Genomic DNA, 26,072 nt, shown 5'->3' on the forward strand with positions numbered 1-26,072 from the left:
ACGGCACTCACTTGTTCACGCCGTAGGCGTTGGCCATCGCGTCGTTCATCGCCCACAGCACGTCGAGCTTGAACTGCAGGATGTTCAGCGCGCGTTCCTGCATTTCGCGCGTGTTGAAGTAGTTCAGCGTCACCGCCAGACCCTGCTCGACGTCGCGGCGTGCCTGCGACACGCGGTTGCGGAAGTACTGCAGACCGGTCGACTCGATCCACGGGTAGTGCTCGGGCCAGTTGGCGAGGCGCTCCTTGTGGATCTTCGGCGCGAACAGTTCGGTCAGCGACGAACACACTGCTTCCTGCCACGGGCGCTGACGGGCGAAATTGATGTAGGCGTCGACCGCGAAGCGCACGCCGGGCACGACGTGGCGCAGGTCGACGATTTCCTCGCGCGTCAGGCCGGTGGCGATGCCCAGCTTGATCCACGCCTCGATGCCACCCTCGTCGCGCACCACCGAGCCGTCCGGCCCGGTGATCTCGTAGCCGTCGTGATCGAGGATGCGCTGTATCCACTGACGACGGATTTCGCGGTCCGGCGTGTTCGACATGATGGCCGCGTCCTTCACCGGGATCGCGATCTGGTAGTAGAAGCGGTTGGCCACCCAGCCGCGGATCTGTTCCGGCGTCGCCTTGCCGGAATTGAGCATCACGTTGAACGGATGGAAGATGTGATAGGCGGCGCCCTTGTCGCGCAGCTTGGCTTCGAATTCCTCGTGGTTCCAGGGCTGTTGCGTGCTCATAGCGTGATGTCCATTCCGTCGTACGAAACTTCGATGCCGTGTGCGTCCAGCTCGCGGCGCTGCGGGCTGTCCTCGTTCAGGATCGGGTTGGTGTTGTTGATGTGGATGAGGATCTTGCGTGTCGTAGCCGGCAGCTTGTCCAGCCACTCGATCATGCCGCCCGGGCCGCTCTGCGCCAGATGGCCCATGTCGCGCGAGCGCTTCTTCGACGCGCCGAGCGCGATCATTTCGTCGTCGCTCCAACAGGTGCCATCGACCAGCACCACGTCGGCCGCCTGCATCGCCGCCCACACCTGCGGTTCGATCTCGACCAGGCCGGGGGCGTAGTAGATCTTCTTCCCGCTCTTCGCGTCCTCGATGGTGACGCCGACGTTGTCGCCGGGCACCGGCTTGTCACGGCGCGGCGAGTAAGGCGGTGCATTGCTGCGCAGCGCGTGCGCGCGAAACTTCAGGCCAGGCGCGCCAGCGATGGTGAATTCGGTGTCGTCTATGCCGAGCTCGTTCCACTCGATGCCGCAGTAGTGGCCGAGCAGCTTGAACAGCGGATTGCCTTCGGTCAGGTCCTGGCGCACCGGCGCCGTGGACCAGATCTGGTGCGGCTGGCGATGCTCGCGCAGCATGTAGAGGCCGGTCGTGTGGTCGATCTGGCCGTCGATCAGCACGATGGCCCTGACTGCCGTGTCGCGCAGCGCGCGCGCCGGCTGCAGCTCGGGAAACTGCTGGAACTGGGTCAAGATGTCGGGCGAAGCGTTGAACAGCACCCAGTTCTCGTTGTCGCCACTGACCGTGATCGACGACTGGGTGCGTGCGCGCGCCTTGATGGTGCCGCGGCGCAGACCGTCGCAGTTGGGGCAGTTGCAGTTCCACTGCGGAAAACCGCCGCCCGCGCCGGAACCGAGTACGTGCAGTCGCATGCTTCTCCTCCAGAGGCCATCGAGGGCCTGATTTCTTGTGCCGACGGCCGTGCCGGGCGTCGGTTGATTCAGGGCCCACGCCGCAGCGGGGCCGGAAAGACGGGATGCCCGGCAGGGCGAACCTGCCGGGCGATCGCAACCTTAGCGGTTGGCGACGTACATCGTGATTTCAAAGCCAAAACGCAGGTCGGTTGCCTTCGGGGTTTCCCAGCTCATGGTTTTCTCCTGACAGTCGGTTTAAGAATGTGCGTCGTCATCCAACGCACCTCCAGTATCACCACCCGCCCCGCCGCCCGCGTCGCCGGCGGATTGAAGCGCGGCTAGGGAAATTCATGAAGGTCATTGCACGACATCGACCTTCACCCAGATGCGCCGCTGCGACTGCGCGTCGCGTGTGCCGTAGCGGGTCACGCCGCGCTCGCTCACCTGTTCGTCGTGGCCGGAACTGCCCAGTTCCATCCATTCGCCGAGCCGGCCGCGCACCGTGCTCACCAGCCGCGCCGAGCGCACCTCGCCGTACTGGGTGTCGGACAACGATTCCTTCTGCGGCGAGATGTCGAGCGTCACCTGCTCGCCATTGACGCGCGGCATCGCGTAGAAGCCGCTCGAAATGTCGCGGTACTGCGTGCCCTGGCTGACCACCGCGCCGCGTGGCCCCACCACCATCTGCGTGAAAGGAATAGGCGTCGAGCTGCCGGCCTGGATGAAGGCGGCGCCGCCTTCGACCACCTGCACGCGCTGCGACAGGCGGTCTGCCGCGTCGCCGCGGGTGGACCACACCCGCGTCTGCACCCGGCTGTCGCCGCTGCGGCCCTCGATCACGGTTCCCTCTCGGCCACCATCGGACGCGCGGACACCGGCGTTGCCAGCACGGATGTCGCCGGATATGGCAACGCCGTCGCGGCCGATTGAATCATCGTTGTCCTGTCGTACCGAAATCATCAGGCTGCGCAGAGGCGTGTCGAGAGCGTCGATGGCCTGCTTCACCGCCGCGCGCGTTGCTGCATCTGCGCGGATGAAGATACGGTTGTTGGCGCCGGACAGTGCGGCCTCGTCACCGACCAGAGGGCGCAGCGCCGGCATCACCTGGTCGGGTGTGCGGTGCTTCAGCGGAATGATGTCGAGCTTGACCTGGGCTGCCGCGGCGAACGGCCACAGCAGGCAGAGCACAAGCAGTTGTCGGCACAGCGGGCGAAACAAGGCGGGAATGAACATCGGGCACCTGCAGCAAGGAATCTGTATGCAAGTGTAGACGTCCGCCGGCCGGGAAAGCTCCGGTCATGAGGACAAGGCGGGGACTGCGGCAGCTTGGCGAGAGACGGTGTTCGGTCGCAGGCCCTGTCGCGGTCAGAAGACCGCTCCTACAGGGGGTGACGCGGTCTGTCGGCCTTGCGACCAGGACCGCGACGGCGAATCAGGCGGCGACGGTGGACATGCTGCCGGCGAAATCGACGCGGTGCGCCGACGCCAGGTACTCGCGCGTGCGCATTTCGATCAGGCGGCTCACCGTGCGGGTGAATTCGTTGGCGTGCGGGCCGTCGGTGTAGAGATCCTGCGCCTCGACCTCGGCCGATACGATGAGCTTCACGCGGAAGTCGTACAGCACGTCCACCAGCCAGGTGAAGCGGCGTGCCTCGTTGGCCTGGTCGCGGCCCATCTTCGGCACGTTGGAAATCAGGATGGAGTGATAGCGGCGCGCCAGTTCGAGGTAATCGTTCTGCGACCGAGGGCCGCCACAGATGTCGTCGAAGTCGAACCAGGCGGCGCCGAGCGAGCGGTCGCGCGTCTTCAGCGTGCGGCCGAGGATTTCCAGCGGCCCCGGCGGGCAGGGTTCACCGCAGATCTGGCGGAAGTCATCGGCCAGCTTGGCATCGGCGTCCTGGCCGCCCGGCACCATGAAGATGTCCATCCGTTCGAGCGAGCGCAGGCGGTAGTCGATACCGGCGTCGAGCTCGAACACTTCTAGCCGCTTCTTCAGCAGTTCGATCGTGGGCAGGAAGTTCTGCCGCTGCAGGCCGTTCGGGTACAGCCCGTCCGGCGGATAGTTGGAGGTCGCGACGAACACGACGCCGCGCTCGAACAGCGCCTCGACCAGACGGCCGAGAATCATCGCGTCGGCGATGTCGGATACGTGGAACTCGTCGAAGCACAGCAGGCGGGTCGCCCGCGCGATTTCGTCGGCCACCTGCGCCAGCGGATCGGCTTCGTTCTTGTGCTTTTTCAGCGCCTCGTGGATCTGCTGCATGAAGGCGTGGAAATGCACGCGCTTCTTGCGACGATAGGGCACGGCGTCGTAGAAGCAGTCCATCAGGAAGCTCTTGCCGCGCCCCACACCACCCCAGAACCAGACTCCGCGCGGCGGCTGCGCACGCGACAGCAGCTTGCGCAGCTGGGTGCGGCGGGCTGCCTTGAAATCGAGCAGCTCGCCGTACAGCTTCTGCAGCCGCTCGGCGGCAGCGCGTTGCGACGCGTCGGCGGTGTAACCGCGCACCTTGAGCTGGGCCTCGAAGGTGTCCAGCATGCCCCGCTCGGGAACGTTCAGTATCTTGTGCGGAGGCATGGTGCGCGGGTCCGGGTCAGAAGTGCAGCGGACGCTTGTCGCAGGCCAGCGCGGCTTCGTGCATCACTTCCGACAGCGTCGGATGTGCGTGGCAGATGCGCGCGATGTCTTCCGAGCAGGCACCGAATTCCATCGCCACGACCGCCTCGGCAATCAGTTCCGACGCGTTGTTGCCGATCACGTGCACGCCGAGGATGCGGTCGGTCTTGGCGCAGGCATACATGCGCACGAAACCGGTGGTGTCACCCTGCCCCAGCGCGCGGCCGTTGGCGGCGAACGGGATCTGGCCGGCCTTGTACTCGATGCCCTCGGCCTTCAGCTGGGCCTCGGTCTTGCCGACCCAGGCGATTTCCGGATGGGTGTAGATGACCCAGGGCACGGTGTCGTGATTGACGTGTCCGTGCTGACCGGCGATGCACTCGGCCACCATGACGCCCTCTTCCATGCCCTTGTGCGCCAGCATCGGGCCCGGTACGACGTCGCCGACCGCCCACACATTGGCGAGGTTGGTACGCCCCTGTGCGTCGACCTCGATGAAACCGCGCTCGCTGATCTTCAGGCCGACCGATTCGCCGCCCAGACCGTCGGTATTGGGCACCCGACCGACCGACACGATGAGGCGTTCGCATTCGAGCACGTGCTGCTCGTCCTTGTGCTCGTACTCGACGCGCACGCCGGCGTCGGTGCGTTCGACCTTGCCGATCTTGGCACCGAGCTTGATGCCCAGTTTCTGCTTGGCGGTGAAGGTCTTCCAGGCTTCCTTGGTGATCGCCGCATCGGCGGCCGACAGGAATTCCGGTGCGGCTTCGAGGATGGTCACTTCGGCGCCGAGGCGCTTCCACACGCTGCCCAGTTCCAGGCCGATCACGCCGGCGCCGATCACGCCCAGCTTCTTCGGTGCGCCGTCGAAGGCGAGCGCGCCCTCGTTGTCGCAGATCACCTTGTTGTCGACCTCGATGCCCGGCAGATGACGGGCACGCGAACCGGTGGCGATGATCACGTGCTTGGCCAGCACGTGTTCGGTGGCGCCGTTGCGGGTGACCGCAATCTTCCACTTCTCGTTCTCGCGGCCGGCGAAGCTGCCCAGACCGGACAGCAGCGTCACGTTGTTCTTCTTGAACAGGCCGCGGATGCCGGTGGTGAGCTGACCGACGATGTTGTCCTTGCGCTTCATCATCACCGACACGTCCATCTTCGGCGACTCGACCGAAATGCCGTGCATGACGAAGCTGTGGTTGGCCTGTTCGAACAGTTCGGACGACTGCAGCAGCGCCTTCGACGGGATGCAGCCGACGTTCAGGCAGGTGCCGCCGAGGCGCACTTCGCCCTTCGGGTCGGCGTAGCTGTTGTACTCGATGCAGGCCGCGCTCAGACCCAGCTGGGCGGCACGGATGGCGGCGACATAGCCGCCGGGGCCGGCACCGATCACAACGACATCAAATTCCTTGGACATCTTAATTGCTCCGGAAAAAGAAGCAGTCTTGGTCCGGCGCGCCACCCGGCCCTCTCTCCGGGCGGCGCGCAGACGTCAACATGCAATGAGAGGGTTTATACGTCGAACAGCAGGCGGGCCGGATCTTCCAGCGCCTCCTTCATGGTCACCAGGCCGAGCACCGCTTCGCGTCCGTCGATGATGCGGTGGTCGTAGGACATCGCCAGATAGTTGATCGGGCGGATCACGATCTGGCCGTTCTCGACCACCGGACGATCCTTGGTCGCGTGGATGCCGAGGATGGCCGACTGCGGCGGGTTGATGATGGGCGTCGACAGCATCGAGCCGAACACGCCGCCGTTGGAGATCGAGAACGTACCGCCGGTCAGTTCCTCGATCGACAGCTTGCCGTCCTTGGCCTTCTGGCCGAACTCGGCGATTTTCTGCTCGATGTCGGCAAAGCTCATCTGGTCAGCGTCACGCAGGATGGGCACCACCAGACCGCGCGGGCTGCCGACCGCGATGCCGATGTCGAAGAAGCCGTGATAGACGATGTCGTTGCCGTCGACCGACGCGTTCAGCACCGGGAACTTGCGCAGCGCCTGCAGGGCCGCCTTGACGAAGAAGGACATGAAGCCGAGCTTGACGCCGTGCGTCTTCTCGAACTTCTCGGCGTACTTCTTGCGCAGTTCCATCAGCGGGCCCATGTTCACTTCGTTGAACGTGGTCAGGATGGCGTTCTGCGCCTGCGACTGCAGCAGACGTTCGGCGACGCGGGCTCGCAGGCGCGACATCGGAACGCGCTGCTGCGGGCGATCGGCCAGCAGTTCTTCGAGACGGACCGGCACCGGCGGCTGCGGCAGCGCAGGCGCCGCTGCGGCGGACTGGGCGGCGGTCGGTGCCGGACGCGCGACGGCGGCAGACGGCACTGCCGGGGCGGGCGCTGCCGGTTGCGGTGCGCCCGCGGCATCCGGCTTGGTGATGCGGCCACCGCGGCCGGTACCCTGCACATCGCCGGCCGACAGGCCACGTTCATCCATGATCTTGCGCGCCGCCGGACTGGCCGGACCGGAGACCGCAGCCGACGTGCTCGCGCTGGCGACGGCGGCCGGCGCCGCGGCCGGTGCGGCAGCAGGCGCAGCGGCCGGGACGGCCGCCGAAGCCTTGGCGTCGGTGTCGATCTGGGCGATCAGCTCGCCGCTGGTGACCGAAGCGCCATCCTGCTTGATGATCGCCACCAGTACGCCGGCATCCGGCGCCGGCGTTTCGAGTACGACCTTGTCGGTCTCGATGTCGATCAGGTTTTCATCTCGCGACACCGCCTCGCCGACCTTCTTGTGCCAGCGCACGAGCGTGGCTTCGGCCACCGATTCGGACAGCTGGGGAACCTTCACTTCGATAAGCATTTGATTCTTTCTCCCTGTCGGAGGCGCCTCAGCGCCCCACTCCTTCGAACGCTGCTTCGATGACCGCCTTCTGTTGCGCCAGATGCTTGGCGGCGTAGCCGACCGCCGGCGACGCCGAGGCCGGACGCGACACCAGTTCCAGTTTCAGATCGCCCAGTGCCTTGCCAAGGAAGGCACGCGAGATCAGCCAGTACCACATGCCCTGGTTGCGCGGCTCTTCCTGTACCCAGGTCACGCCCTTGGCATTCGGATAGCGCACCAGCTGCGCCGACAGCTCCGCCCCGGGGAAGGGGTAGGCCTGTTCGAGACGCAGGATGGCGACGTTCTTGATGTCCTGGGCACGGCGATGAGCCAGCAGCTCGTAGTAGATCTTGCCGCTGCACAGGATGACGCGTTCGACGTCCTTCTCCTGCAGCGCGTCGACCTCCGGGATCACCGGCTGGAAGCGCCCGTTGGACAGTTCGTCCAGCGAGGACACGGCGTCCTTGTGACGCAGCAGCGACTTCGGCGTGATGATGACCAGCGGCTTGCGCACCTTGCGCAGCATCTGACGGCGCAGCAGGTGGAAGATCTGCGCCGGCGTGGTCGGAATGGTGACCTGCCAGTTGTTCTCGGCCGACAGCTGCATGTAGCGTTCGATGCGCGCCGACGAGTGCTCGGGGCCCTGCCCTTCGTAGCCGTGCGGCAGCATCATGGTGAGGCCGCACAGGCGGCCCCACTTGGCTTCACCGGAGGCGATGAACTGGTCGAACACGACCTGGGCGCCGTTGGCGAAATCGCCGAACTGCGCTTCCCACACCACCAGTTCGTTCGGCTCGGTGGTCGCGTAGCCGTACTCGAAGGCCAGCACGGCTTCTTCCGACAGCACCGAGTCGATCACGACGCACGGCGCCTGGTTGTCCTGCAGGTGCTGCAGCGGCATGTAATTGCCGCTGTCCCACTTCTCACGCTTCTGGTCGTGCAGCACGGCGTGACGGTGGAAGAAGGTGCCGCGGCCGCAGTCCTCGCCGGACACGCGAACGCCATAACCTTCGACCAGCAGCGTCGCGTAGGCCAGGTTCTCACCCATGCCCCAGTCGACCGGCTGCGTACCGGCGGCCATGCCGCGCCGGTCGTCGATGATCTTCTGCACGCGCGAATGCAGCGAGAAGCCTTCCGGAAGCGTCGTGAGGCGCTCGCCCAGACGCGCCAGTTCCTCGCGCGGCACGCGGGTGTCGCAGTCGTCGGTATAGGGCTGCTTCAGGAAGGGCGTCCAGTCCACCGCGAAACGACGTTGGTGATTGGTGAGCACCGGGTTGCTGGCCAGACGACCTTCGTCCAGTGCCGCGCGGTAGTCGGCGATCATGCGCTCGGGGGCGGCTTCGTCGATGATGCCGGCGGAGATCAGGCGGTCGGCGTACAGCTTGCGCGTGCCCGGGTGGGCGGCGATCTTCTTGTACATCAGCGGCTGCGTCACCATCGGCTCGTCCTGCTCGTTGTGACCGAGCTTGCGGTAGCAGATGATGTCGATCACCACGTCCTTCTTGAACTCGGCGCGGAATTCCATCGCCATCTTGGTGACGAAAGCCACAGCCTCCGGGTCGTCACCATTCACGTGGAAGATCGGCGCCTCGACCATCTTGAAGATGTCGGTGCAGTACAGCGAGGAGCGGTAGTCGCGCGGATCGGAGGTGGTGAAACCGATCTGGTTATTCACGATGATGTGAACGGTGCCGCCGACGCCGTAGCCGCGCGTCTGCGAGAAGTTCAGCATTTCCTGGTTCACGCCCTGACCGGCGACGGCCGCGTCACCGTGCAGGATGACCGGCACGACCTGGGTACCGGTCTTGTCGCCGCGGCGGCGCTGGCGCGCGTACACCGAGCCAACCACCACCGGATTCACGATTTCCAGGTGCGACGGGTTGAAGGCCAGGGTCAGGTGCACCGGACCGGCCGGCGTGCTCACGTCGGACGAGAAGCCCATGTGGTACTTCACGTCGCCGGCCGACAGGTCGGATGCCGCCTTGCCTTCGAACTCGGAGAACAGCATCGAGGGCGCCTTGCCCAGCGTGTTCACCAGCACGTTCAGGCGACCGCGGTGGGCCATGCCGATGACGATTTCCTGCGCGCCCTGCCCTGCGGCTACACGCACCAGTTCGTCCATCGCGACGATGGTCGATTCGCCGCCTTCGAGCGAGAAGCGCTTCTGGCCGACGTACTTGGTATGCAGGTAGCGTTCCAGCGTTTCCGCCGCGGTGGTGCGCTCGAGGAAGCGCTTGCGGTCGTCGGCGCTGTAGCCGTAGTTGCCGCGCATCGGCTCCAGGCGCGACTGGATCCAGCGCTTCTGGGCGATGTCGGCCATGTACATGTATTCGGCGCCGATGCTGCCGCAATACACCTGCCGGACCGCTTCGAGGATTTCGCGCAGGCTGGCGCGGTCTTCGGGCGGGAAGCGGAAGGAGCCGGTGCTGAAGCTGTCGTTCAGGTCGGCTTCGGTGAAACCGTAGTGCGACGGCTCGAGTTCGGAAATGTCCGGCCGCTCTGCGCGCTTGAGCGGATCGAGCTGGGCCCAGCGGTTACCGAGGAAGCGGTAGGCATTGATCATCTGCAGCACGCCGACCTGACGCTTGTCGTCGCCACTGGCGGCCGCGATGCGGACCGGGCCGCGCTTGGCCAGTTCGGCGAACGACGCGACGACCGGGGCGTGCGCCACGTCACTGGCGGCGCCGGGCAGATGCTGGAGGGATTCGAAATAGGTACGCCACGCGTCCGGCACTGAACCGGGGTTGGCGAGATAGGACTCGTACAGTTCCTCGACGAAGGGCGCGTTGCCCCCGAAGAGGTAGGAATGGCTCAACATGTGCATCATGACTCGCTCCTCCGCCCGGGGATGCCCGGGTTTGTTGTCGCGTCTTTCCGCGCGGTCGGGGAACGTGGCGCCAGTCGTGCCGCGCCCCCTTCCGTCTCGCGGAAATTCGAGAAGGCCTGCTGCATGCGGTATTGATTTTTACCCCGCGGCGTCCGCCAGGCCGCGGGGCTCTCTGCTGCGGTGAATCAGCGCTGTTCGACGGGCTTCACGTCACGGCGGTTCGGGCCGATGTAGAGCTGACGCGGACGGCCGATCTTGTACTCGGAATCGGTGATCATTTCGTTCCACTGCGTGATCCAGCCGATGGTACGCGCCAGCGCGAAAATGCAGGTGAACATCGAGGTCGGGATGCCGAGCGCCTTTTGCACGATGCCGGAATAGAAGTCGACGTTGGGGTAGAGCTTCTTCTCGATGAAGTACTCGTCTTCCAGCGCGATGCGCTCCAGTTCCATCGCCAGCTTGAACAGGCGGTCGTTTTCCAGGCCCAGTTCGGTCAGCACTTCGTAGCAGGTCTGGCGCATCAGCTTGGCGCGCGGATCGAAGTTCTTGTAGACGCGGTGACCGAAGCCCATCAGCTTGAAGCTGTCGTTCTTGTCCTTGGCGCGCTTGATGTACTCGGGCACGCGCGACACGTCACCGATCTCTTCCAGCATCTGCAGGCAGGCTTCGTTCGCGCCACCGTGCGCCGGACCCCACAGGCAGGCGATGCCGGCCGCGATGACCGCGTACGGGTTGGCGCCCGACGAACCGGCCAGACGCACGGTCGAGGTCGATGCATTCTGCTCGTGATCGGCATGCAGCGTCAGGATGCGGTCGAGCGCCTTTTCCAGCACCGGGTTCGGCTTGTATTCCTCGCACGGCGTGCCGAACATCATGTACATGAAGTTGCCGGCATAGCTCAGGTCGTTGCGCGGGTACATGAAGGGCTGGCCGACCGAGTACTTGTAGGCCATGGCCGTGATGGTCGGCATCTTGGCGATCAGGCGATTGATCGAGATGTCGCGATGAGCCTGGTCCGAAATGTCCATGCCGTCGTGGTAGAAGGCGGACAGCGCGCCGACCACACCGGCCATGATGGCCATCGGGTGAGCGTCGCGACGGAAGCCTGCGTAGAAGCGGGCCAGCTGCTCGTGCACCAGCGTGTGGCGCTTGATCTGGCTGACGTACTCTGTCTTTTCGGCTGCGGTCGGCAGTTCGCTGTTCTTCAGCAGGTAGCACACGTCGAGGAAGTCGCAGTTCTCTGCGAGCTGCTCGATCGGGTAACCGCGATACCACAGCTCGCCCTTGTCACCATCGATGTAGGTGATCGACGACTTGCAGCTGGCGGTGGAGAGGTAACCGGTGTCGTAAGTGAACATGCCGGTCTTGCCGTACATCGTACGGATATCAACCACGTCAGGTCCGACCGTCCCGCTCATGATCGGGAATTCGGTGGTCTGTCCATCGATGGTCAGCGTGGCGGTGCGTTGATTTGTCATGTCTAACCTCTTCACTTCCTCAAAAAAGCCCGGGCCGAAACCAGTGCGCGTCAGACTGCGCGCAGCAGATCGACCATCCCCTTCAGGCGCGGCTCCTCACATTCTTCGCGCCCGCTGACAATCGCCAACAAGGTGATGTCGTCGTAATGGAGCAGTTCGAACAGCTCTGCTCTCTGTTGTTCACTCAACTCCTCCAGCAACCCTCCCTCGACGACGCGCTGCAGGACCAGGTCGAGTTCGAGCAGCCCGCGCCGGCAGTGCCAGCGCAGACGCCCCATATTGACCTGCTGGTCATTGGCCGCGTCGTCCATGATCAGACTGCCCTGCGGACCATCATGTCCTTGATCTTGCCGATGGCGCGCGTCGGGTTCAGACCCTTCGGGCACACATCGACGCAGTTCATGATGGTGTGGCAGCGGAACAGGCGATACGGATCTTCCAGGTTGTCCAGACGTTCGCTGGTGGCCTGGTCGCGCGTATCGGCGATGAAACGGTAGGCGGCCAGCAGACCGGCCGGGCCGACGAACTTGTCCGGGTTCCACCAGAACGACGGGCAGGAGGTCGAGCAGCAGGCACAGAGAATGCACTCGTACAGGCCGTTCAGTTCCTCGCGGTCTTCCGGCGACTGCAGACGCTCGCGCTCGGGCGGATGTTCGTCGTTGATCAGGTAAGGCTTGATCGAGTGGTACTGCTTGAAGAACTGGGTCATGTCGACGATGAGGTCGCGCACGACCGGCAGGCCGGGCAGCGGACGCAGCACCACCGGCGACTGCAGGTCCTTCATGTCGGTCAGACAGGCCAGACCGTTCTTGCCATTGATGTTCATCGCGTCCGAACCGCACACGCCCTCACGGCAGGAGCGGCGGAAGGACAGCGAGTCGTCCTTGTCCTTCAGCTTGACCAGCGCGTCGAGCAGCTTGCGTTCGGTGCCGTCGAGCTCGATCGAGATCGACTGCATGTAGGGCTTTTCGTCGCGGTCCGGGTCGAAGCGGTAGATACTGAATTCGACAGTACGGGCAGTCATGCTGTGATCCTCAGTAGGCGCGCTTCTTCAGCGCGATGGTGTCAACCGTGAGCGGCTTCATGTTCACCGGCTTGTACTCGAGCTTGTTGCCCTCGCGGTGCCACAGCGTGTGCTTGAGCCAGTTCACATCGTCACGGCCGTCAGGACGTTCGGGGGTGTCGGTCGCGTCGTCGCGCACGTGGGCGCCGCGCGATTCGGTGCGCGCATTGGCCGACACGATGGTCGCCTTGGCCACCTCGATCAGGTTGTCCAGTTCCAGCGCCTCCAGGCGGGCGGTGTTGAACACCTTGGACTTGTCCTTGATTTCGGTCGCGGCAACCATCTTCTCGATGTCGAGAATCTTGCTCACGCCTTCGGCCAGCATGTCCTTGAAGCGGAACACGCCACAGTGCGCCTGCATCGTGCGCTGCATGGCCAGACGGGTGGCGCCGACCGCGGTGCCGCCGGTCTGCGTGTCCAGACGGTTGATGCGCGACAGCGAGTAATCGGCAGCATTGGCGGGCAACGGCTTGTGCGCGGCGGGTTGAGCCTTGATGTACTCGACCATCGACTCGCCGGCCGACTTGCCGAACACCAGCAGGTCGAGCAGCGAGTTGGTGCCCAGGCGGTTGGCGCCATGCACCGAAGCACAGGCACATTCGCCGGCGGCGTAGAAGCCGGGTACCGGCGTGCTCGGGTTGCCGTCCTTCGGCACCACGACTTCACCGTTGTAATTGGTCGGGATGCCGCCCATCTGGTAATGGCAGGTCGGCACCACCGGCAGCGGTTCCTTGATCGCGTCGACGCCGGCGAACTGGATGCCGATCTCGCGGATGCCCGGCAGGCGCTTCATGATGGTGGCCGGGTCGAGGTGGGTGATGTCCAGCATCACGTGGTCCTTGTTCGGACCGCAGCCGCGACCTTCGTTGATTTCGGTCACCATCGCGCGCGACACCACGTCGCGCGAAGCCAGGTCCTTGGCGTTCGGAGCGTAGCGTTCCATGAAGCGCTCGCCGGAAGCATTGCGCAGGATGCCGCCTTCGCCGCGCACGCCTTCGGTGATCAGCACGCCTGCACCGGCCACGCCGGTCGGATGGAACTGCCAGAACTCCATGTCTTCCAGCGGGATGCCGGCACGCGCCGCCATGCCCACACCGTCACCGGTGTTGATGAAGGCGTTGGTCGAGCTGTAATAGATGCGTCCGGCACCGCCGGTCGCGAACAGTACGGCCTTGGCGTGGAACACGAACACTTCGCCCGTTTCCATCTCCATCGCGGTCACGCCGACCACGTCGCCCGCTTCGTCGCGGATCAGGTCCAGCGCCATCCACTCGATGAAGAACTGGGTGTTGGCCTTGACGTTGCGCTGGTACATCGCGTGCAGCATCGCGTGACCGGTACGGTCGGCGGCGGCACAGGAGCGACGGACCGGCTTTTCGCCGAAGTTCGACATGTGGCCGCCGAACGGGCGCTGGTAGATCTTGCCGCTATCGAGGCGGTCGAAAGGCATGCCGTAGTGTTCGAGCTCGATCACCACCTCGTTGGCCTTGCGGCACATGAATTCGATCGCGTCCTGGTCGCCGAGCCAGTCGGAGCCCTTGACGGTGTCGTACATATGCCAGTGCCAGTGGTCCTCTTCCGAGTTGCCGAGCGAGGCGGCCACGCCGCCCTGCGCCGCAACGGTGTGCGAGCGGGTCGGGAACACCTTGGAAATCACTGCGGTGCGCAGGCCGGCCTCGGACAGCTGGATGGCGGCGCGCAGACCGGCGCCACCGGCGCCGACGATGACTGCATCAAACTTGCGGACAGGTACGCTCACTTACAGTCTCCAGAGAACTTGGGCTGCCCAGCCCAGATAGCCGATCAGGGCAAGCAAGGTCACCGCATGCAGCACGACGCGCACGCCGGTGGGCTTGATGTAGTCCATGTAGATGTCGCGCACGCCAACCCAGGCGTGGTACATCAGCGACGCGAAGAACAGGAAGGTCGCGAAGCGCATGAACCCACCTGCGAACAGACCGTGCCAGTTCTCGTAGTTCAATTCGCCCATCGACAGCGCGCCGACCGCGAAGATGAGCGTGTAGACCGCCATCACGACCGCCGTGATGCGTTGGCCCAGCCAGTCCTTCAGCCCGTAGTGGGCACCGACAACGACACGATTCACCACAGTTTCACCCCCAGAATCACGGTAAGCGTCAGGCTCACGACCAGCACGGCGACCGAACTCTTGCGCGCGGTGGCAAGTTCGAGGCCCTTGTGCATGTCCAGCAGCAGGAAGCGGACGCCGGCACAGAAGTGATGCAGGTAGGCCCACATCAGGCCGAGCAGCAGAAGTTTGGCCAGCGGATGACCGACCACCGCGCTGAACGATTCGAAGGTGTCCGGCGAGCCCAGGCTGGCGTCGAACAGCCACAGCAGCAGCGGCAGACAGAGGAAAAGGCCGGCACCGCTGATGCGGTGGAGGATGGACACGATGCCCGGCAACGGCAGGCGTATCGCCGTCAGTTGGAGGTGCTTCGGTCTGGTCTTGCTGGCTGTATTGGCCATCTGGCTCGCTCTCCTGGAAAAAGTCGTGTCACACGCCGGTCGTCGCCGGTTCCGTCAATTCAGGTTGTTCAGGTAGTAGTGGTCTGCGGTCGAACACAGACCGCGGCGCCATTCAACCGGCTTGTCGTCATAGGTGTAGGCCACACGCTCGACCGACAGCAAAGGGCTGCCTTCCTGCACCTCGAGGTAATCGGCGCTCTGGCGATCCGCCGCGACCGCGCGCAGACGCTCCTCGGCGCGCACCATGCGCACGCCGAAACGGGTTTCGAAGAAGGAATAGAGCGAGCCCTGCTGCTCCTTGAGGACGTCGAGATTGAGCCCCGGGAACAGGTCGCCGCGCAGATAGATCTCGTCGATCACCACCGGCTTGCCGGCGAACTTCAGCAGGCGGCGCACGATGATGATCTGCGACCCGACCTCGACGTCCAGCGTGCGCGCCACTTCCTGGCCGGCGCGCGCGCGCCAGCATTCGAGCGGCACGCTCTGCGAGGTTTCGATCGTGCCGTTGATCGGCGCGAGACGGAGAAAACGGAAGAATGCGCGGGGATCGTGATGCGTCGCAACAAAGGTACCCTTACCCTGTTTGCGTACCAGCAGGTTGTCCGCCGCCATCTCGTCGATGGCCTTGCGCACCGTACCCTGACTCACGTTGAAGCGCTGGGCGAGTTCGGTTTCGCTCGGGATCGCCTCACCCGGACGCCATTCGCCACTCTGCAATGCCTGCGTGAGCAAGCCGCGTATCTGTCGATACAGCGGGCTGAAGGTGGGGGATTCCTGTGCCATGCAACAATTTCAGCACAGAAATCCTGTCACGTCTACATCGTGTCTGATGTCTTATATATGATATAAATTGATGCCGTGCAAAAACGCACTTTCCGGCCGGCCAGCCCCGGTTGCGAACGCCGATTTTTGTGCTGTGTGTCAAAACTGCCGCGGGTCGACCATAATTCGGCCCGCGCACAACGCACTGATAACGCCCCGTCCCATCCTCAGACAGGAGACCACCATGTCAAAGACGCCTCTTCGCGTCGCGGTGACCGGCGCTGCCGGTCAAATCGGCTACGCCCTGCTGTTCCGTATCGCCAGCGGCGAAATGCTCGGCAAGGACCAGCCGGTCATTCTTCAACTGCTCGACCTGCCGCAGGCCCAGAAGGCGCTGACCGGTGTGATGATGGAACTGGACGACTGCGCCTTCCCGCTGCTCGCCGGCATGATCGCCACCGATGACCCGAACGTCGCGTTCAAGGACGCTGACTTCGCGCTGCTGGTCGGCGCCCGTCCGCGCGGCCCCGGCATGGAGCGCAAGGACCTGCTGACCGAAAACGCCAAGATCTTCACCGTGCAGGGCGCGGCCATCGGCCAGAACGCCAGCCCGAACTGCAAGATCCTGGTGGTCGGCAACCCCTGCAACACCAACGCCTACATCGCGATGAAGACCGCCGCCAAGGCCGGTGGCCGCGTGCCGGCGAAGAACTTCACCGCCATGCTGCGTCTGGACCACAACCGCGCGCTGTCGCAGCTGTCGGCCAAGATCGGCCGCCCGGTGTCGTCGTTCAAGACGATGACCGTGTGGGGCAACCACAGCCCGACGATGTACGCCGACTACCGCTTCGCCACCTCGAACGGTGACAGCGTCGCCAAGCTGGTGAACGACCAGGAGTGGAACGCCAAGACCTTCCTGCCGACCGTCGGCAAGCGTGGCGCCGCCATCATCGAGGCCCGTGGCCTGTCGTCGGCAGCTTCGGCCGCCAACGCTGCGATCGACCACATGCGTGACTGGCACCTCGGCTCCAACGGTGACTGGGTGACCATGGGCGTGCCGTCCGACGGCTCCTACGGCATCCCGGAAGGCCTGGTGTTCGGCTTCCCCTGCATCTGCGCCAATGGCGAGTACACCATCGTCAAGGGCCTGGAGATCGACGAGTTCTCGAAGCCCTACGTCGCCAAGACGCTGGCCGAACTGGAAGAGGAGCGCGCCGGCGTCGCCGACCTGCTCTGATCTGCCGGTCATGTGCGCCCGTTACGGATCACCCCGCTCTGCCGGGTCGGTCCGGCGGCGTACAGGCTTGAATCGAAAGAAGCGGCCCGGTAACGTGGCCGCTTTTTTTATGCCGGAGTTGTCCGCATGAATGCTGCCGTCCATCCGCGCGAGGTGCTGTACAAGGGCGACAAGCCCTTCCCCATCCTGCCCGCCGTCGACCATTACGCCGGCTCGGAAAAGCTGATGCGCAAGGCGCTCGCGCTGCAGGCCGAACTGGGCCCCATCTTCGACGTCACCTGCGATTGCGAGGACGGCGCGGCCGCCGGCAAGGAGGTCGAACACCGCAAGCTGTGCGCGTCCGTAATCGCCGGTGAGGACAACCGCTACAACCGCGTCGGCGTGCGCATCCACGACGTGACGCATGCGCACTGGAAGGCCGACATGGATGTGATCGTCGGCGAAGCCGGCGACAAGCTTGCCTTCATCACGCTACCCAAGGCGCGCTCGGCCGACGACGTGCGCGTGCAGCTCGACTGGCTGCGCACCTGCGAAACGATGGCCGGCCTGAAGCGCAGCATTCCGGTGCACGTGCTGATCGAAAGTCACGGTGCGCTGCGCGAGGTGTGGAACATCGCTGCGATGGAACGCGTGGAATCGATCGACCTCGGACTGATGGACTTCGTCAGCGCCCACCACGGCGCGCTGCCGGGCGACGCGATGAAGAGCCCGACCCAGTTCGAACACCCCATCATCGTGCGCACCAAGTGCGAAATCGCCGCCGCGGCGCACGGCTGCGGTGTGGTGCCGACGCACAACGTCACCACCGAAATCCGCGACGTCGACTTCATCCGCAACGACGCCCGCCTGGCACGTCGTCAGTTCGGTTTCATGCGCATGTGGAGCATCCATCCGAACCAGATCCTGCCCATCGTCGAAGAGATGCGGCCGGACTTCAGCGAAGTCGAGGACGCGATCGCCATCCTCTGCGGCGCACAGGACGCGAGCTGGGGCCCGACGCGGCACCACGATACGCTGCACGACCGCGCCTCCTATCGCTACTATTGGGAACTGCTCGCCCGCGCACACGCCACCGGCGTCGCCCTGCCCGACGACGTGCGCAGCCGCTTCTTCGCATAAGGAATCATGGCCCGCGTACCGCCCGTATCGAAGGAATGCGCCGTGCTGTTCGCCGATCTGGTGGGCAGCACGCAGCTCTATGAGCGCATGGGCGACACCGCCGCCTTCGCGCTGATCGACCGCTGCCTGCGCACCATGCGCGACTCGGTCATCGGCAGTTCCGGTCGCGTGATCAAGATGACAGGTGACGGCCTGCTCGCCACCTTCCGCGCCTGCGACCACGCCGCCGACACCGCGCTGGCCATCCACCGCGACATCAGTGGCCTGCCGCTGGCCACGCATTTTTCGCTCGGCGTGCGCACCGGTTTCCACTACGGTCCGGTCATCGAGACTGGTGACGACATCTATGGCGAATCGGTGAACATCGCTGCCCGCCTGTCGGAACTGGGCAGCCATGGCCGTGCCATCGTGTCGACCGAAGCCGCGGTGCGCCTCAGTGAACATTTTCAGCACATGGTGCGGCCGATGCCGCCGCGCGTCGTCAAGGGCGTCGCGCGCTCGGTCGAAATGTGCGAACTGCGCTGCGAGCACTCGGAGCACGTCACCCATGTCGGCGGACTGAACTTCAGCAGCGGCAAGCTGGAAATGCGCGTCTACCACGGTGGCCGCGTCTGGCTGCTCGGCGCAGAACACCCGCGCCTGCGCATGGGGCGCGACGCCGGCGTTGACATCCTGGTCAAGGACGCCCGCGCCTCGCGCCAGCACTGCGACCTCGAATTCCGCCGCGACCGCTTCGTGCTGACCGACCGCTCCAGCAACGGCACCTTCGTCACCATCGAGGGTCGCCACGAATTCGCACTGACGCGCGAGGAAGTCGTCATCGACGGCCACGGCTGGCTCGCCTTCGGCTCGCCGCGCAGCGCAGCGAGCGACGTGGTCGAGTTCTTCTGCCTGGGCTGAACATCGCTGATTCGAGCTCGCCGACCGACCCTGGCGGCGCATACATTCGCGCTCGCGAATCGTAAAATTTTGTCATTCAAGGATGACAGGGCCATTCACCCTCTATAGTCCGCGCGCCCCGCAAAATTCGATTCTTTTTGCATATAACTAAAGTCGTACTCTACAACTGGCGGGGCATTTCACCATGAGGCCCCTCTCTTGAAGACCACCGTTCCTTTGCTGATTCTGAGCGCGTCGCTGTTCGGCGGCTGCTCGACCATTACCTCCAGCGAAATGCAGACCGTCACGCTCAGTGCGCGCACCCAGGGCGGCGATGCGGTCGACCAGACCAAGTGCACGCTGAAGAACGACAAGGGCAGCTGGACAGCGACCGCCCCCGGTAACGTCATGATCCGTCGCTCGGCGGAAGACCTGAATGTCGAATGCAAGAAGGACGGCATGAGCGACGGCTTCCTGCGCGCCATCTCGCGCTCGGCCGGAAGCATGTGGGGCAACATCATATTCGGCGGTGGCATCGGCGCCATCATCGACCACAACAAGGGCACCGGTTACGACTATCCGAACGACCTCCGTGTCCTGATGGGAGAATCGGTCACCATCGACCGTCGCGACGAGAAGACGGCACCGGTGGAGCAGACCGCAGCCAAGTCGCCGGCCGCCTACTGACATGTCCGAGCGCAAGTTCGCGACGAACAGCGTGCGTGAGCTTGCAGCGCTCGTCTACATACCGGGAGGCCGGATCGGCCAGCCGCGCTGATCCGGAGACACCGCCAACATGGGCGGCGTATCCTTCGGTCCTCAGTCCGCAAGGAAAGCCGCCCATGTCCAGCAGCAAGCACACACGCCTCGCCACTCGCGCAATTCACGGTCACACGACCGGTGACGCCTATGGCAGCCCCTACCCGCCGGTCTACAACACCACCACTTTCGGTTTCGATTCGACCGCCGATCTGCTCGAGGTGATCGACGGCCGCAGGCGTGGTGGGTTGTACACGCGCTACGGTCTGAATCCGACGATTCAGGCGGTCGAGGAAACGCTGGCCGGTCTGGAGTCGGCCGAGGCGGCCTGGGTGTTCTCGTCCGGCATGGCAGCCCTCAGTGCGCTTTTCCTGACGCACGGCCGCAAGGGCATCGTCTGCGTCGGAGATGCCTATGGCGGCACGCTGGAACTGCTCGAACAGCAGCTGCCGGACCTCGGCCTGCGCACGCACTGCATTCTCGGCAGCGAGTCCGACAGGCTCGACGCGCTGCTGGCCGATGGCGTCGGGCTGGTGTTCTTCGAGACGCCGACCAACCCCACGCTGGACATCGTCGACATCCGCGCGCTTGCCGACAGGGCGCATGCGCACGGCGCGCTGGTGGCCATCGACAACACCTTCGCTTCGCCGGTGAACCAGCGGCCGCTCGAACTGGGCGCCGACATCGTCATGCACAGCGCGACCAAGTATCTGGGTGGTCACAGCGATCTGACCGCCGGTGCACTGATGGCCAGCAAAGCCTTGCTGGAGCCGATTCAGGCTTGGCGCAAGAATCTAGGCACCGTGCCGTCGCCGGAAACCGCCGCGCTGCTGTCGCGCAGCCTGCGCACGCTGGTCGTGCGCGTGCGTCAGCACAATGCCAACGCGCAGGCGGTGGCCGAGGCGATGTCGCGCCACCCCAAGATCGCGCGCGTTCACTATCCGGGTCTGCCGGACGCGCCGGGCCACGCGCTGGCAAAGGCTCAGATGGATGGCTTCGGCGGCATGCTGAGCATCGTCGTGCGCGGCGACGGCGCCGACGCCACCCGCGTCGCCGACCGGCTGCGCCTGATCAAGCTGGCGCCCAGTCTGGGCGGCGTCGAAAGCCTCGTCACCCAGCCCTGCACCACGACCCACCACGGCATCGCGCCGGAAGAACGCGCGCGGCGCGGCATTCCGGATTCGATGCTGCGCCTGTCGATCGGCATCGAGGACGCCGATGACCTGATCGCGGATCTGGTGCAGGCACTCGGGGACTAGAGGGGTCAGGGGTCAGGGGTCAGGGGTCAGGGGTCAGGGGTCAGGGGTCAGGGGGGCGGTCAGAAGCCGAAGCCCATCTGGCCGCCGTCGTCAGCTTTCGTCTTCACCTTGCGCCCTGGGCGCCGCCGCCCTTCCCTGTCCGGATTCCGACTGCCGTGCTGCACCAGCACGCGTCGCGCCTCGGCGGCCGCTTCCGGCTTCTTCCTGACGGCCCAGACGGCGTCGCGCGCATGGCGCGCGGCGACGATGTGGTCGACAACCGGTGCCGGGTAGTCGCGGCCGATCAGGCATCCCGCTTCGCGCTGCTGCGCGACGCTCATCAGCCAGGGTTCGGCCAGCAGCGACAGCGGCACGCGCGCCAGTTCGGGCAGCCACCGGCGCACGAAAATGCCCTTCGGGTCCTGGTCCAGCTGCTGTTTAACCGGGTTGTAGATGCGCAGCGTGTTGATACCGGTGACGCCCGACTGCATCTGCACCTGCGGCCAGTGGATGCCCGGTTCGAAGTCGGTGAACATCCTTGCCAGATGTAGGCCGGGCTCGCGCCAGTGGTTCCACAGCTGGTAGGACGAGAAGGCGACCAGCATCGCGCGCATGCGGAAGTTGATCCAGCCGGTCGCGTTCAGCGCCCGCATGCAGGCGTCGATGAAGGGGTAGCCTGTTTCGCCGCGGCACCATGCACGCTGCCGCTCGATCGAGAAATCGGCTTCGCGCAGACCGTCGTACAAGCGGTTCACCGCGCGCAGTTCGATCTGCGGCTCCGACTCCAGCTTCTGGATGAAGTGGCAGTGCCAGTGCAGCCGGCTCTCGAACGACTTCAGGCCGGCGAGCACCGCCTGCGCGTGCGCGCCCGGCGGCAGCGCAAGCCAGCGGGCGCGTTCGCGCCACACCGCATGCACGACCTCGCGCAGCGACAGCGTGCCGAAGGCGAGATGCGGCGACAGGCGCGAACAGTCGTGCGCGCCGCTGAGCGGGCTCGACATGCCGCGCCGGTAGCGCGTCACGCGGTGCGCGAGGAAGTCGCCCAGTATCTGCCGCGCCTGCGCCCTGCCTGCCGACTGGCGCGCTTCGATGTCGGTCGAGCGCAGGCCCAGTTCGGCCGCAGTCGGCGCGCGCTGCAGGCCAGCGAGCGGCAGGCGCGCCGCCGTGATGCGCGGCGGTGGGGGCAGCGGCGCGGGTGTCATGCGGCGCATCCAGCGATCCGACCAGGTGTCGCGGTCGCTCAGCCGACGCACTACGCCGCCCGTCGGCAGTTCGCGCCAGGCCACGCCGTGCTGCCGGCACCAGGCGGCAACCGCGCGGTCGCGCTCGAAGCTGGCCAGATTGCCGGTCTCCTCGTGGCTCCACAGTCCGTCGATCCGCACCGTCGCATGCAGCCGGTCGAGCAGCGCCGGCATGTCGCCGTGCAGGCGCAGCAGCGGCAGGCCGAGCGCGTGCAGCCGACGCTCGAAATCGTCCAGCGCCTCGTTCAGGAAGCCGATGTGGCGCGCGTCGACGTCCGGCTCGGCAAGCAGGCGCGGCTCATAGACGTAGAGGGCCAGAACCGGCCCCGCCGCCGCCGCGGCACACAGCGGCGCGTGGTCGGCGACGCGGAGGTCGCGCTTGAACCAGACCACGTGCATGGTCAGGCCATCGCCAGCGCAGACAGCAACAGACAGATCGTCACGATGGCACTGAGCAGCGTGCGCAGCTGCATGAACCACGGCTCCAGCGACAGCGCACGCGACAGCAGCGCATCCATCCACCAGCAGGCGGGCACCAGCGCCGCCAGCACCCACAATCCGGTCGGCAGCGGCAGCAGCAAGGCGCACCAGGCGACCAGCGAGGGCATCACTCCCCAGCCGAGGGCGCGCCACTGCGCCGTCGCATCGAGCGCGGCGTCGCGCATCGCCAGCCCCCAGTGCAGCGCGCCGATGAAGCTGACGATGGTGGCGCCGTAGGCGAGCTGTGCGTGCGCAAGCGATGCGCGCTGCGCGTCCAGCGCGTGAATGGCGACGGTCAGTCCGACGAATGGAATCAGGCCGGCCAGCCCGAGCAGCCGGGCGGGATGGCGAGCGGCGTCGTTCAGTGTCATGGAATCCTCAGCGATGCCAAGGCTGCGTAGTCGCCGCCTGCGGCGCCACTGTCTGCCAGAAGCGGGTGAAGGACGGCATGGGCTGCGCTGGGTCGTCGAACTGCCGTGCCACCGGCTCGCACAGCACGCCGGCAGCGTGCATCGCCTCGGCATAACCCGGATTCAGCGTCTGCATCGACGCCAGCCGGACCTCGCCCAGCCGTTCGCGCAGTGCGCGCGCATCGCCGACGACGATGCCGTCGCAGGCGGCACGCATGCGCGTGAGCACGAAGTTCCAGCGCTTTTCGCTCCACGGGAAGCGCGCGTGGAAGGACGGCTCCAGCCAGCCGATCACCCGGCCCTGCGGCGGCGCGCCCAGCGCCCACGGATGCATGATCCAGCACTCGCGACGGTCGTCGCGCAGGCCCCAGATATCCGGGTCGGGCACCACGCCCGGCGCCGGTTCGACCACGCCCGGTGCGTGCCCGGGTTCCGGACCACAGTCCGGCGACTGCCGTGCGATGCGGTCGAGCACCTCGTAACCGGCGTCGATCACCGTACCCGGACTGGCCAGATCGGGCGCGTAGCGGGCGACGTTCTCCGCATTGAACAGATAAGGCTTTCCGGTCAGCGTGCCGGCCACCCACTGCCAGGACAGCGCGTTCGACGCCAGATCGCCGTCGAGCAGATGGCGGTACATCCAGTCGGCGCCGACGCGCCAGTGCGTCTTGCGCAGGTGTACGACATAGCTGGCCAGCCACATGCGCGCGTGATTGTGCAGATAGCCGGTGTCGTACAAGGTGCGGACCGCGCCGTCGATCACCGGCACGCCGGTGCGCGCCGCGCGCACGTCGTCCGGTACGGCTGCGGCGTAGCCCGAGGCCGGCGGCGGCCGGCGCGGCTCGAAAATGCCTTCGCCCCAGTGGCGCCAGAGATGGTGGAAGTACTCGCGCCAGGCCAGTTCGAACACGATCTTGTCGTCCGCCGACAGTGCGACGCGCTGCGACAGCCGCTCGATCACCTGCGGTACATCGATGAAGCCGTGCGTCAGATAGGGCGACAGCCGCGTCACCGCGCCGTCGAGGTGATTGCGCGTACGCGCATAGACGCCCGGGCGGACGGCGTCGATACGCGCCAGCGCGGCCCGCGGTGTCGGTTCGAAATCGTGGTCGGCCGCGTCGCGCGCGAGTGGGGTGAAGAGGTCGTTCATCGGCAGCATCCTTTCGTGCCACAGACCACTGCCACGCCGGAAAAATCCCGCGCAGGTTCGCACGGTCGCTTCCCACTCCGCTGCAAATGCTTTGCAGGAATCCGCTGCAAAGCAGCGCAGTTTTAATTGGTTCGCTTCGCACGGCCCGCTGCCTAGAGTGCGCTCCATCGCATGTTTCCCAACACGGAGCCACACAAAATGAAAACGACCCTGCGCACCCTCGCCGCCAGCCTGCTGCTCGGCACCACGCTTGTCGCCAATTCCTTCGCCGCCGACATCACGCTGCTGAACGTGTCCTACGACCCGACGCGCGAGCTCTATCAGGACTTCAACAGCGCCTTCGCCAAGCACTGGAAGGCCAAGACCGGCGACAACGTCACCATCAAGCAGTCGCACGGCGGCTCCGGCAAGCAGGCGCGCTCGGTCATCGACGGCCTCGAAGCCGACGTGGTGACGCTGGCGCTGGCCTACGACGTCGATGCACTGCATCAGAACGGCAAGCTCATCCCCGCCGACTGGCAGAAGCGGCTGCAGCACAACGCCTCACCCTACACCTCGACCATCGTGTTCCTGGTGCGCAAGGGCAACCCCAAGGGCCTGAAGGACTGGAGCGACCTGGTCAAGCCGGGCGTCGAAGTGATCACGCCGAATCCGAAGACCTCGGGCGGTGCCCGCTGGAACTACCTGGCCGCCTGGGCCTACGCGCTGAAGCAGCCGGGCGGCTCGGACGCCACCGCCAAGGACTTCATCAAGAAACTGTTCGCCAACGTGAAGGTGCTCGATTCCGGCGCGCGCGGCTCGACCACCACCTTCGTCGAGCGCGGCATCGGCGACGTGCTGATCGCCTGGGAAAACGAAGCCTATCTGGCAGTGAAGGAACTGGGTCCGGACAAGTTCGAAATCGTCACGCCTTCGCTGTCCATCCTCGCCGAACCGCCGGTCAGCGTGGTCGACAAGGTAGTCGACAAGCGCGGCACCCGCGCCGTGGCGACTGCCTATCTTGAATACCTGTACAGCCCGGAAGGCCAGGAAATCGCTGCACAGAACTACTACCGCCCGATCGACCCCAAGGTCGCTGCGAAGTACGCCAAGACCTTCGCACCGGTAAAGCTCTTCACCATCGACGACGAATTCGGCGGCTGGACCAAGGCGCAGAAGACCCACTTCGCCGACGGCGGCGTGTTCGACCAGATCAGCGTGCGCTGAGCACCGCCAGGAACCTCAATGTCCATCCTGTTCATTCAGGGCAGCCCGGTCGAGCCTTCGCGCTCGGCCGCGTTGTCGGGATTCGTCGCGGCGGAGATCCAGCGCCGCGGCATCGACAACAGTCGCCTGAAGCTCACTGACCTGCCGGCCCAGGCGTTGCTTAACGCGAAATTCGGCGACCCGCAGATCCGCATCGCCAGTGATCGCGTAGCCGGCGCCACCGCCATCGTCATTGCGACGCCCGTCTATAAGGCGGCCTACAGCGGACTGCTCAAGAGCTTCCTCGACCTGCTGCCGCAGAACGGACTCGAAGGCAAGGTGGTGCTGCCGCTGGCAACCGCCGGTAGTCCGCACCACGCGCTGGCGCTCGATTACGCGCTGCGCCCGGTGCTGCAGTCGATGTCGCCTTCGCTTGTGCTGCCCGGTGTGCATGCTACCGACGCCACGGTGGGCAAATCGGACAAGGGCGACTACCTGCTGTCGCCCGAGATCATCGACCGGCTCGCCCAGGCGACCGACCGGCTTGTTTATGAGTATCGAGCACTGCTGGCTCGCCGCCCGGAACCCGCGGCCGATCCGGTGCCCTTCGATCGGGTCCGCTGCAGCGTCTGAGCCGGCGCACCGCCCGCCCAGTCCCGCCCAGGCCCCGCCTGAACCACGCAAAGGA

General features: G+C 65.4%; 25 protein-coding genes. 7 read left to right on the forward strand and 18 right to left on the reverse strand.

All coding sequences use genetic code 11. The features are described 5' to 3' along the window. Positions 1-7 precede the first annotated feature (7 nt). From pqqC to WJU27_RS05650, 15 genes are all read right to left on the reverse strand, one after another. A complete protein-coding gene (pqqC, locus tag WJU27_RS05580; RefSeq protein WP_296811294.1) occupies positions 8-736 on the reverse strand; it encodes a pyrroloquinoline-quinone synthase PqqC in 729 nt (242 codons plus the stop codon). After that, complete coding sequence (pqqB, locus tag WJU27_RS05585) at positions 733-1,650, reverse strand: pyrroloquinoline quinone biosynthesis protein PqqB (RefSeq protein ID WP_020164574.1); 918 nt, start codon at positions 1,648-1,650, stop codon at positions 733-735. The genes pqqC and pqqB overlap by 4 nt, the downstream gene beginning before the upstream one ends. A 141-nt stretch (positions 1,651-1,791) precedes the next feature. Beyond that, a complete protein-coding gene (pqqA, locus tag WJU27_RS05590) occupies positions 1,792-1,866 on the reverse strand; it encodes a pyrroloquinoline quinone precursor peptide PqqA (RefSeq protein WP_008060142.1) in 75 nt (24 codons plus the stop codon). Positions 1,867-1,989: 123 nt separating this feature from the next. Continuing rightward, entirely contained in the window at positions 1,990-2,865 is an 876-nt protein-coding gene (locus WJU27_RS05595; protein WP_341421396.1) for a hypothetical protein, read from the reverse strand. A 199-nt stretch (positions 2,866-3,064) separates the two neighbouring features. After that, positions 3,065-4,210, reverse strand: coding sequence for a cell division protein ZapE (zapE, locus tag WJU27_RS05600; RefSeq protein WP_029143678.1), 1,146 nt, complete (start codon positions 4,208-4,210; stop codon positions 3,065-3,067). A 16-nt stretch (positions 4,211-4,226) separates the two neighbouring features. Beyond that, complete coding sequence (gene lpdA, locus WJU27_RS05605; RefSeq protein ID WP_341421397.1) at positions 4,227-5,663, reverse strand: dihydrolipoyl dehydrogenase; 1,437 nt, start codon at positions 5,661-5,663, stop codon at positions 4,227-4,229. Between the two features lie 95 nt (positions 5,664-5,758). Continuing rightward, positions 5,759-7,048, reverse strand: coding sequence for a 2-oxoglutarate dehydrogenase complex dihydrolipoyllysine-residue succinyltransferase (gene odhB, locus WJU27_RS05610; protein WP_341421398.1), 1,290 nt, complete (start codon positions 7,046-7,048; stop codon positions 5,759-5,761). A gap of 28 nt (positions 7,049-7,076) precedes the next feature. Next, positions 7,077-9,896, reverse strand: coding sequence for a 2-oxoglutarate dehydrogenase E1 component (locus WJU27_RS05615; protein ID WP_020164569.1), 2,820 nt, complete (start codon positions 9,894-9,896; stop codon positions 7,077-7,079). Between the two features lie 185 nt (positions 9,897-10,081). Further along, positions 10,082-11,374 (reverse strand): citrate synthase, encoded by a 1,293-nt coding sequence (gltA, locus tag WJU27_RS05620; RefSeq protein ID WP_341421399.1) that lies wholly within the window; start codon positions 11,372-11,374, stop codon positions 10,082-10,084. A gap of 50 nt (positions 11,375-11,424) precedes the next feature. Then, positions 11,425-11,685 (reverse strand): FAD assembly factor SdhE, encoded by a 261-nt coding sequence (locus WJU27_RS05625; protein WP_019918352.1) that lies wholly within the window; start codon positions 11,683-11,685, stop codon positions 11,425-11,427. Between the two features lie 2 nt (positions 11,686-11,687). Beyond that, positions 11,688-12,398 carry a succinate dehydrogenase iron-sulfur subunit gene (locus WJU27_RS05630; RefSeq protein WP_341421400.1) on the reverse strand — a complete coding sequence of 237 codons (711 nt, stop codon included), beginning with the start codon at positions 12,396-12,398 and terminating at the stop codon, positions 11,688-11,690. A 10-nt stretch (positions 12,399-12,408) separates the two neighbouring features. Beyond that, a complete protein-coding gene (sdhA, locus tag WJU27_RS05635) occupies positions 12,409-14,196 on the reverse strand; it encodes a succinate dehydrogenase flavoprotein subunit (protein WP_296811272.1) in 1,788 nt (595 codons plus the stop codon). Continuing rightward, positions 14,197-14,544, reverse strand: coding sequence for a succinate dehydrogenase, hydrophobic membrane anchor protein (sdhD, locus tag WJU27_RS05640; RefSeq protein WP_020164565.1), 348 nt, complete (start codon positions 14,542-14,544; stop codon positions 14,197-14,199). Next, complete coding sequence (gene sdhC, locus WJU27_RS05645) at positions 14,538-14,924, reverse strand: succinate dehydrogenase, cytochrome b556 subunit (RefSeq protein WP_019918356.1); 387 nt, start codon at positions 14,922-14,924, stop codon at positions 14,538-14,540. The genes sdhD and sdhC overlap by 7 nt, the downstream gene beginning before the upstream one ends. A 54-nt stretch (positions 14,925-14,978) precedes the next feature. Beyond that, positions 14,979-15,707 carry a GntR family transcriptional regulator gene (locus WJU27_RS05650; protein ID WP_019918357.1) on the reverse strand — a complete coding sequence of 243 codons (729 nt, stop codon included), beginning with the start codon at positions 15,705-15,707 and terminating at the stop codon, positions 14,979-14,981. A 223-nt stretch (positions 15,708-15,930) separates the two neighbouring features. Here WJU27_RS05650 and WJU27_RS05655 point away from each other — a divergent pair, with 223 nt between their 5' ends. The 5 genes from WJU27_RS05655 (at position 15,931) to WJU27_RS05675 (ending at position 20,939) form a co-directional block, all read left to right on the forward strand. Further along, positions 15,931-16,923: a malate dehydrogenase gene (locus WJU27_RS05655; RefSeq protein WP_020164564.1), complete on the forward strand. Its 993-nt coding sequence runs from the start codon at positions 15,931-15,933 to the stop codon at positions 16,921-16,923. 126 nt (positions 16,924-17,049) lie between these two features. Next, positions 17,050-18,042: an HpcH/HpaI aldolase/citrate lyase family protein gene (locus tag WJU27_RS05660; RefSeq protein ID WP_341421401.1), complete on the forward strand. Its 993-nt coding sequence runs from the start codon at positions 17,050-17,052 to the stop codon at positions 18,040-18,042. Positions 18,043-18,048: 6 nt separating this feature from the next. Next, entirely contained in the window at positions 18,049-18,942 is an 894-nt protein-coding gene (locus WJU27_RS05665; protein WP_341421402.1) for an adenylate/guanylate cyclase domain-containing protein, read from the forward strand. Positions 18,943-19,140: 198 nt separating this feature from the next. After that, positions 19,141-19,608: a hypothetical protein gene (locus WJU27_RS05670; protein WP_341421403.1), complete on the forward strand. Its 468-nt coding sequence runs from the start codon at positions 19,141-19,143 to the stop codon at positions 19,606-19,608. A 155-nt stretch (positions 19,609-19,763) separates the two neighbouring features. Continuing rightward, positions 19,764-20,939: a trans-sulfuration enzyme family protein gene (locus WJU27_RS05675; RefSeq protein WP_341421404.1), complete on the forward strand. Its 1,176-nt coding sequence runs from the start codon at positions 19,764-19,766 to the stop codon at positions 20,937-20,939. Positions 20,940-20,998: 59 nt separating this feature from the next. Here the strand turns inward: WJU27_RS05675 and WJU27_RS05680 are convergent, their stop codons facing one another. From WJU27_RS05680 to WJU27_RS05690, 3 genes are read right to left on the reverse strand one after another with little or no spacing between them, the layout of a single operon-like run. Then, on the reverse strand, positions 20,999-22,558 hold the full coding sequence (locus WJU27_RS05680; protein ID WP_341421405.1) for a cryptochrome/deoxyribodipyrimidine photo-lyase family protein: 1,560 nt from the start codon (positions 22,556-22,558) through the stop codon (positions 20,999-21,001). A 2-nt stretch (positions 22,559-22,560) separates the two neighbouring features. Beyond that, positions 22,561-23,010, reverse strand: a complete 450-nt coding sequence (locus tag WJU27_RS05685) for a DUF3429 domain-containing protein (protein WP_341421406.1) — start codon at positions 23,008-23,010, stop codon at positions 22,561-22,563. 7 nt (positions 23,011-23,017) lie between these two features. After that, the gene (locus WJU27_RS05690; protein ID WP_341421407.1) at positions 23,018-24,199 is read right to left on the reverse strand and encodes an FAD-binding domain-containing protein; all 1,182 of its coding nucleotides are present in this window, start codon (positions 24,197-24,199) and stop codon (positions 23,018-23,020) included. Between the two features lie 198 nt (positions 24,200-24,397). Here WJU27_RS05690 and WJU27_RS05695 point away from each other — a divergent pair, with 198 nt between their 5' ends. Next, positions 24,398-25,405, forward strand: coding sequence for a sulfate ABC transporter substrate-binding protein (locus WJU27_RS05695; protein WP_341421408.1), 1,008 nt, complete (start codon positions 24,398-24,400; stop codon positions 25,403-25,405). Between the two features lie 18 nt (positions 25,406-25,423). Next, positions 25,424-26,017: an NADPH-dependent FMN reductase gene (gene ssuE / locus WJU27_RS05700; RefSeq protein WP_341421409.1), complete on the forward strand. Its 594-nt coding sequence runs from the start codon at positions 25,424-25,426 to the stop codon at positions 26,015-26,017. Positions 26,018-26,072 lie beyond the last annotated feature (55 nt).

Source organism: Methyloversatilis sp. NSM2, from assembly GCF_038066675.1.
Lineage (GTDB): Bacteria > Pseudomonadota > Gammaproteobacteria > Burkholderiales > Rhodocyclaceae > Methyloversatilis > Methyloversatilis discipulorum_A.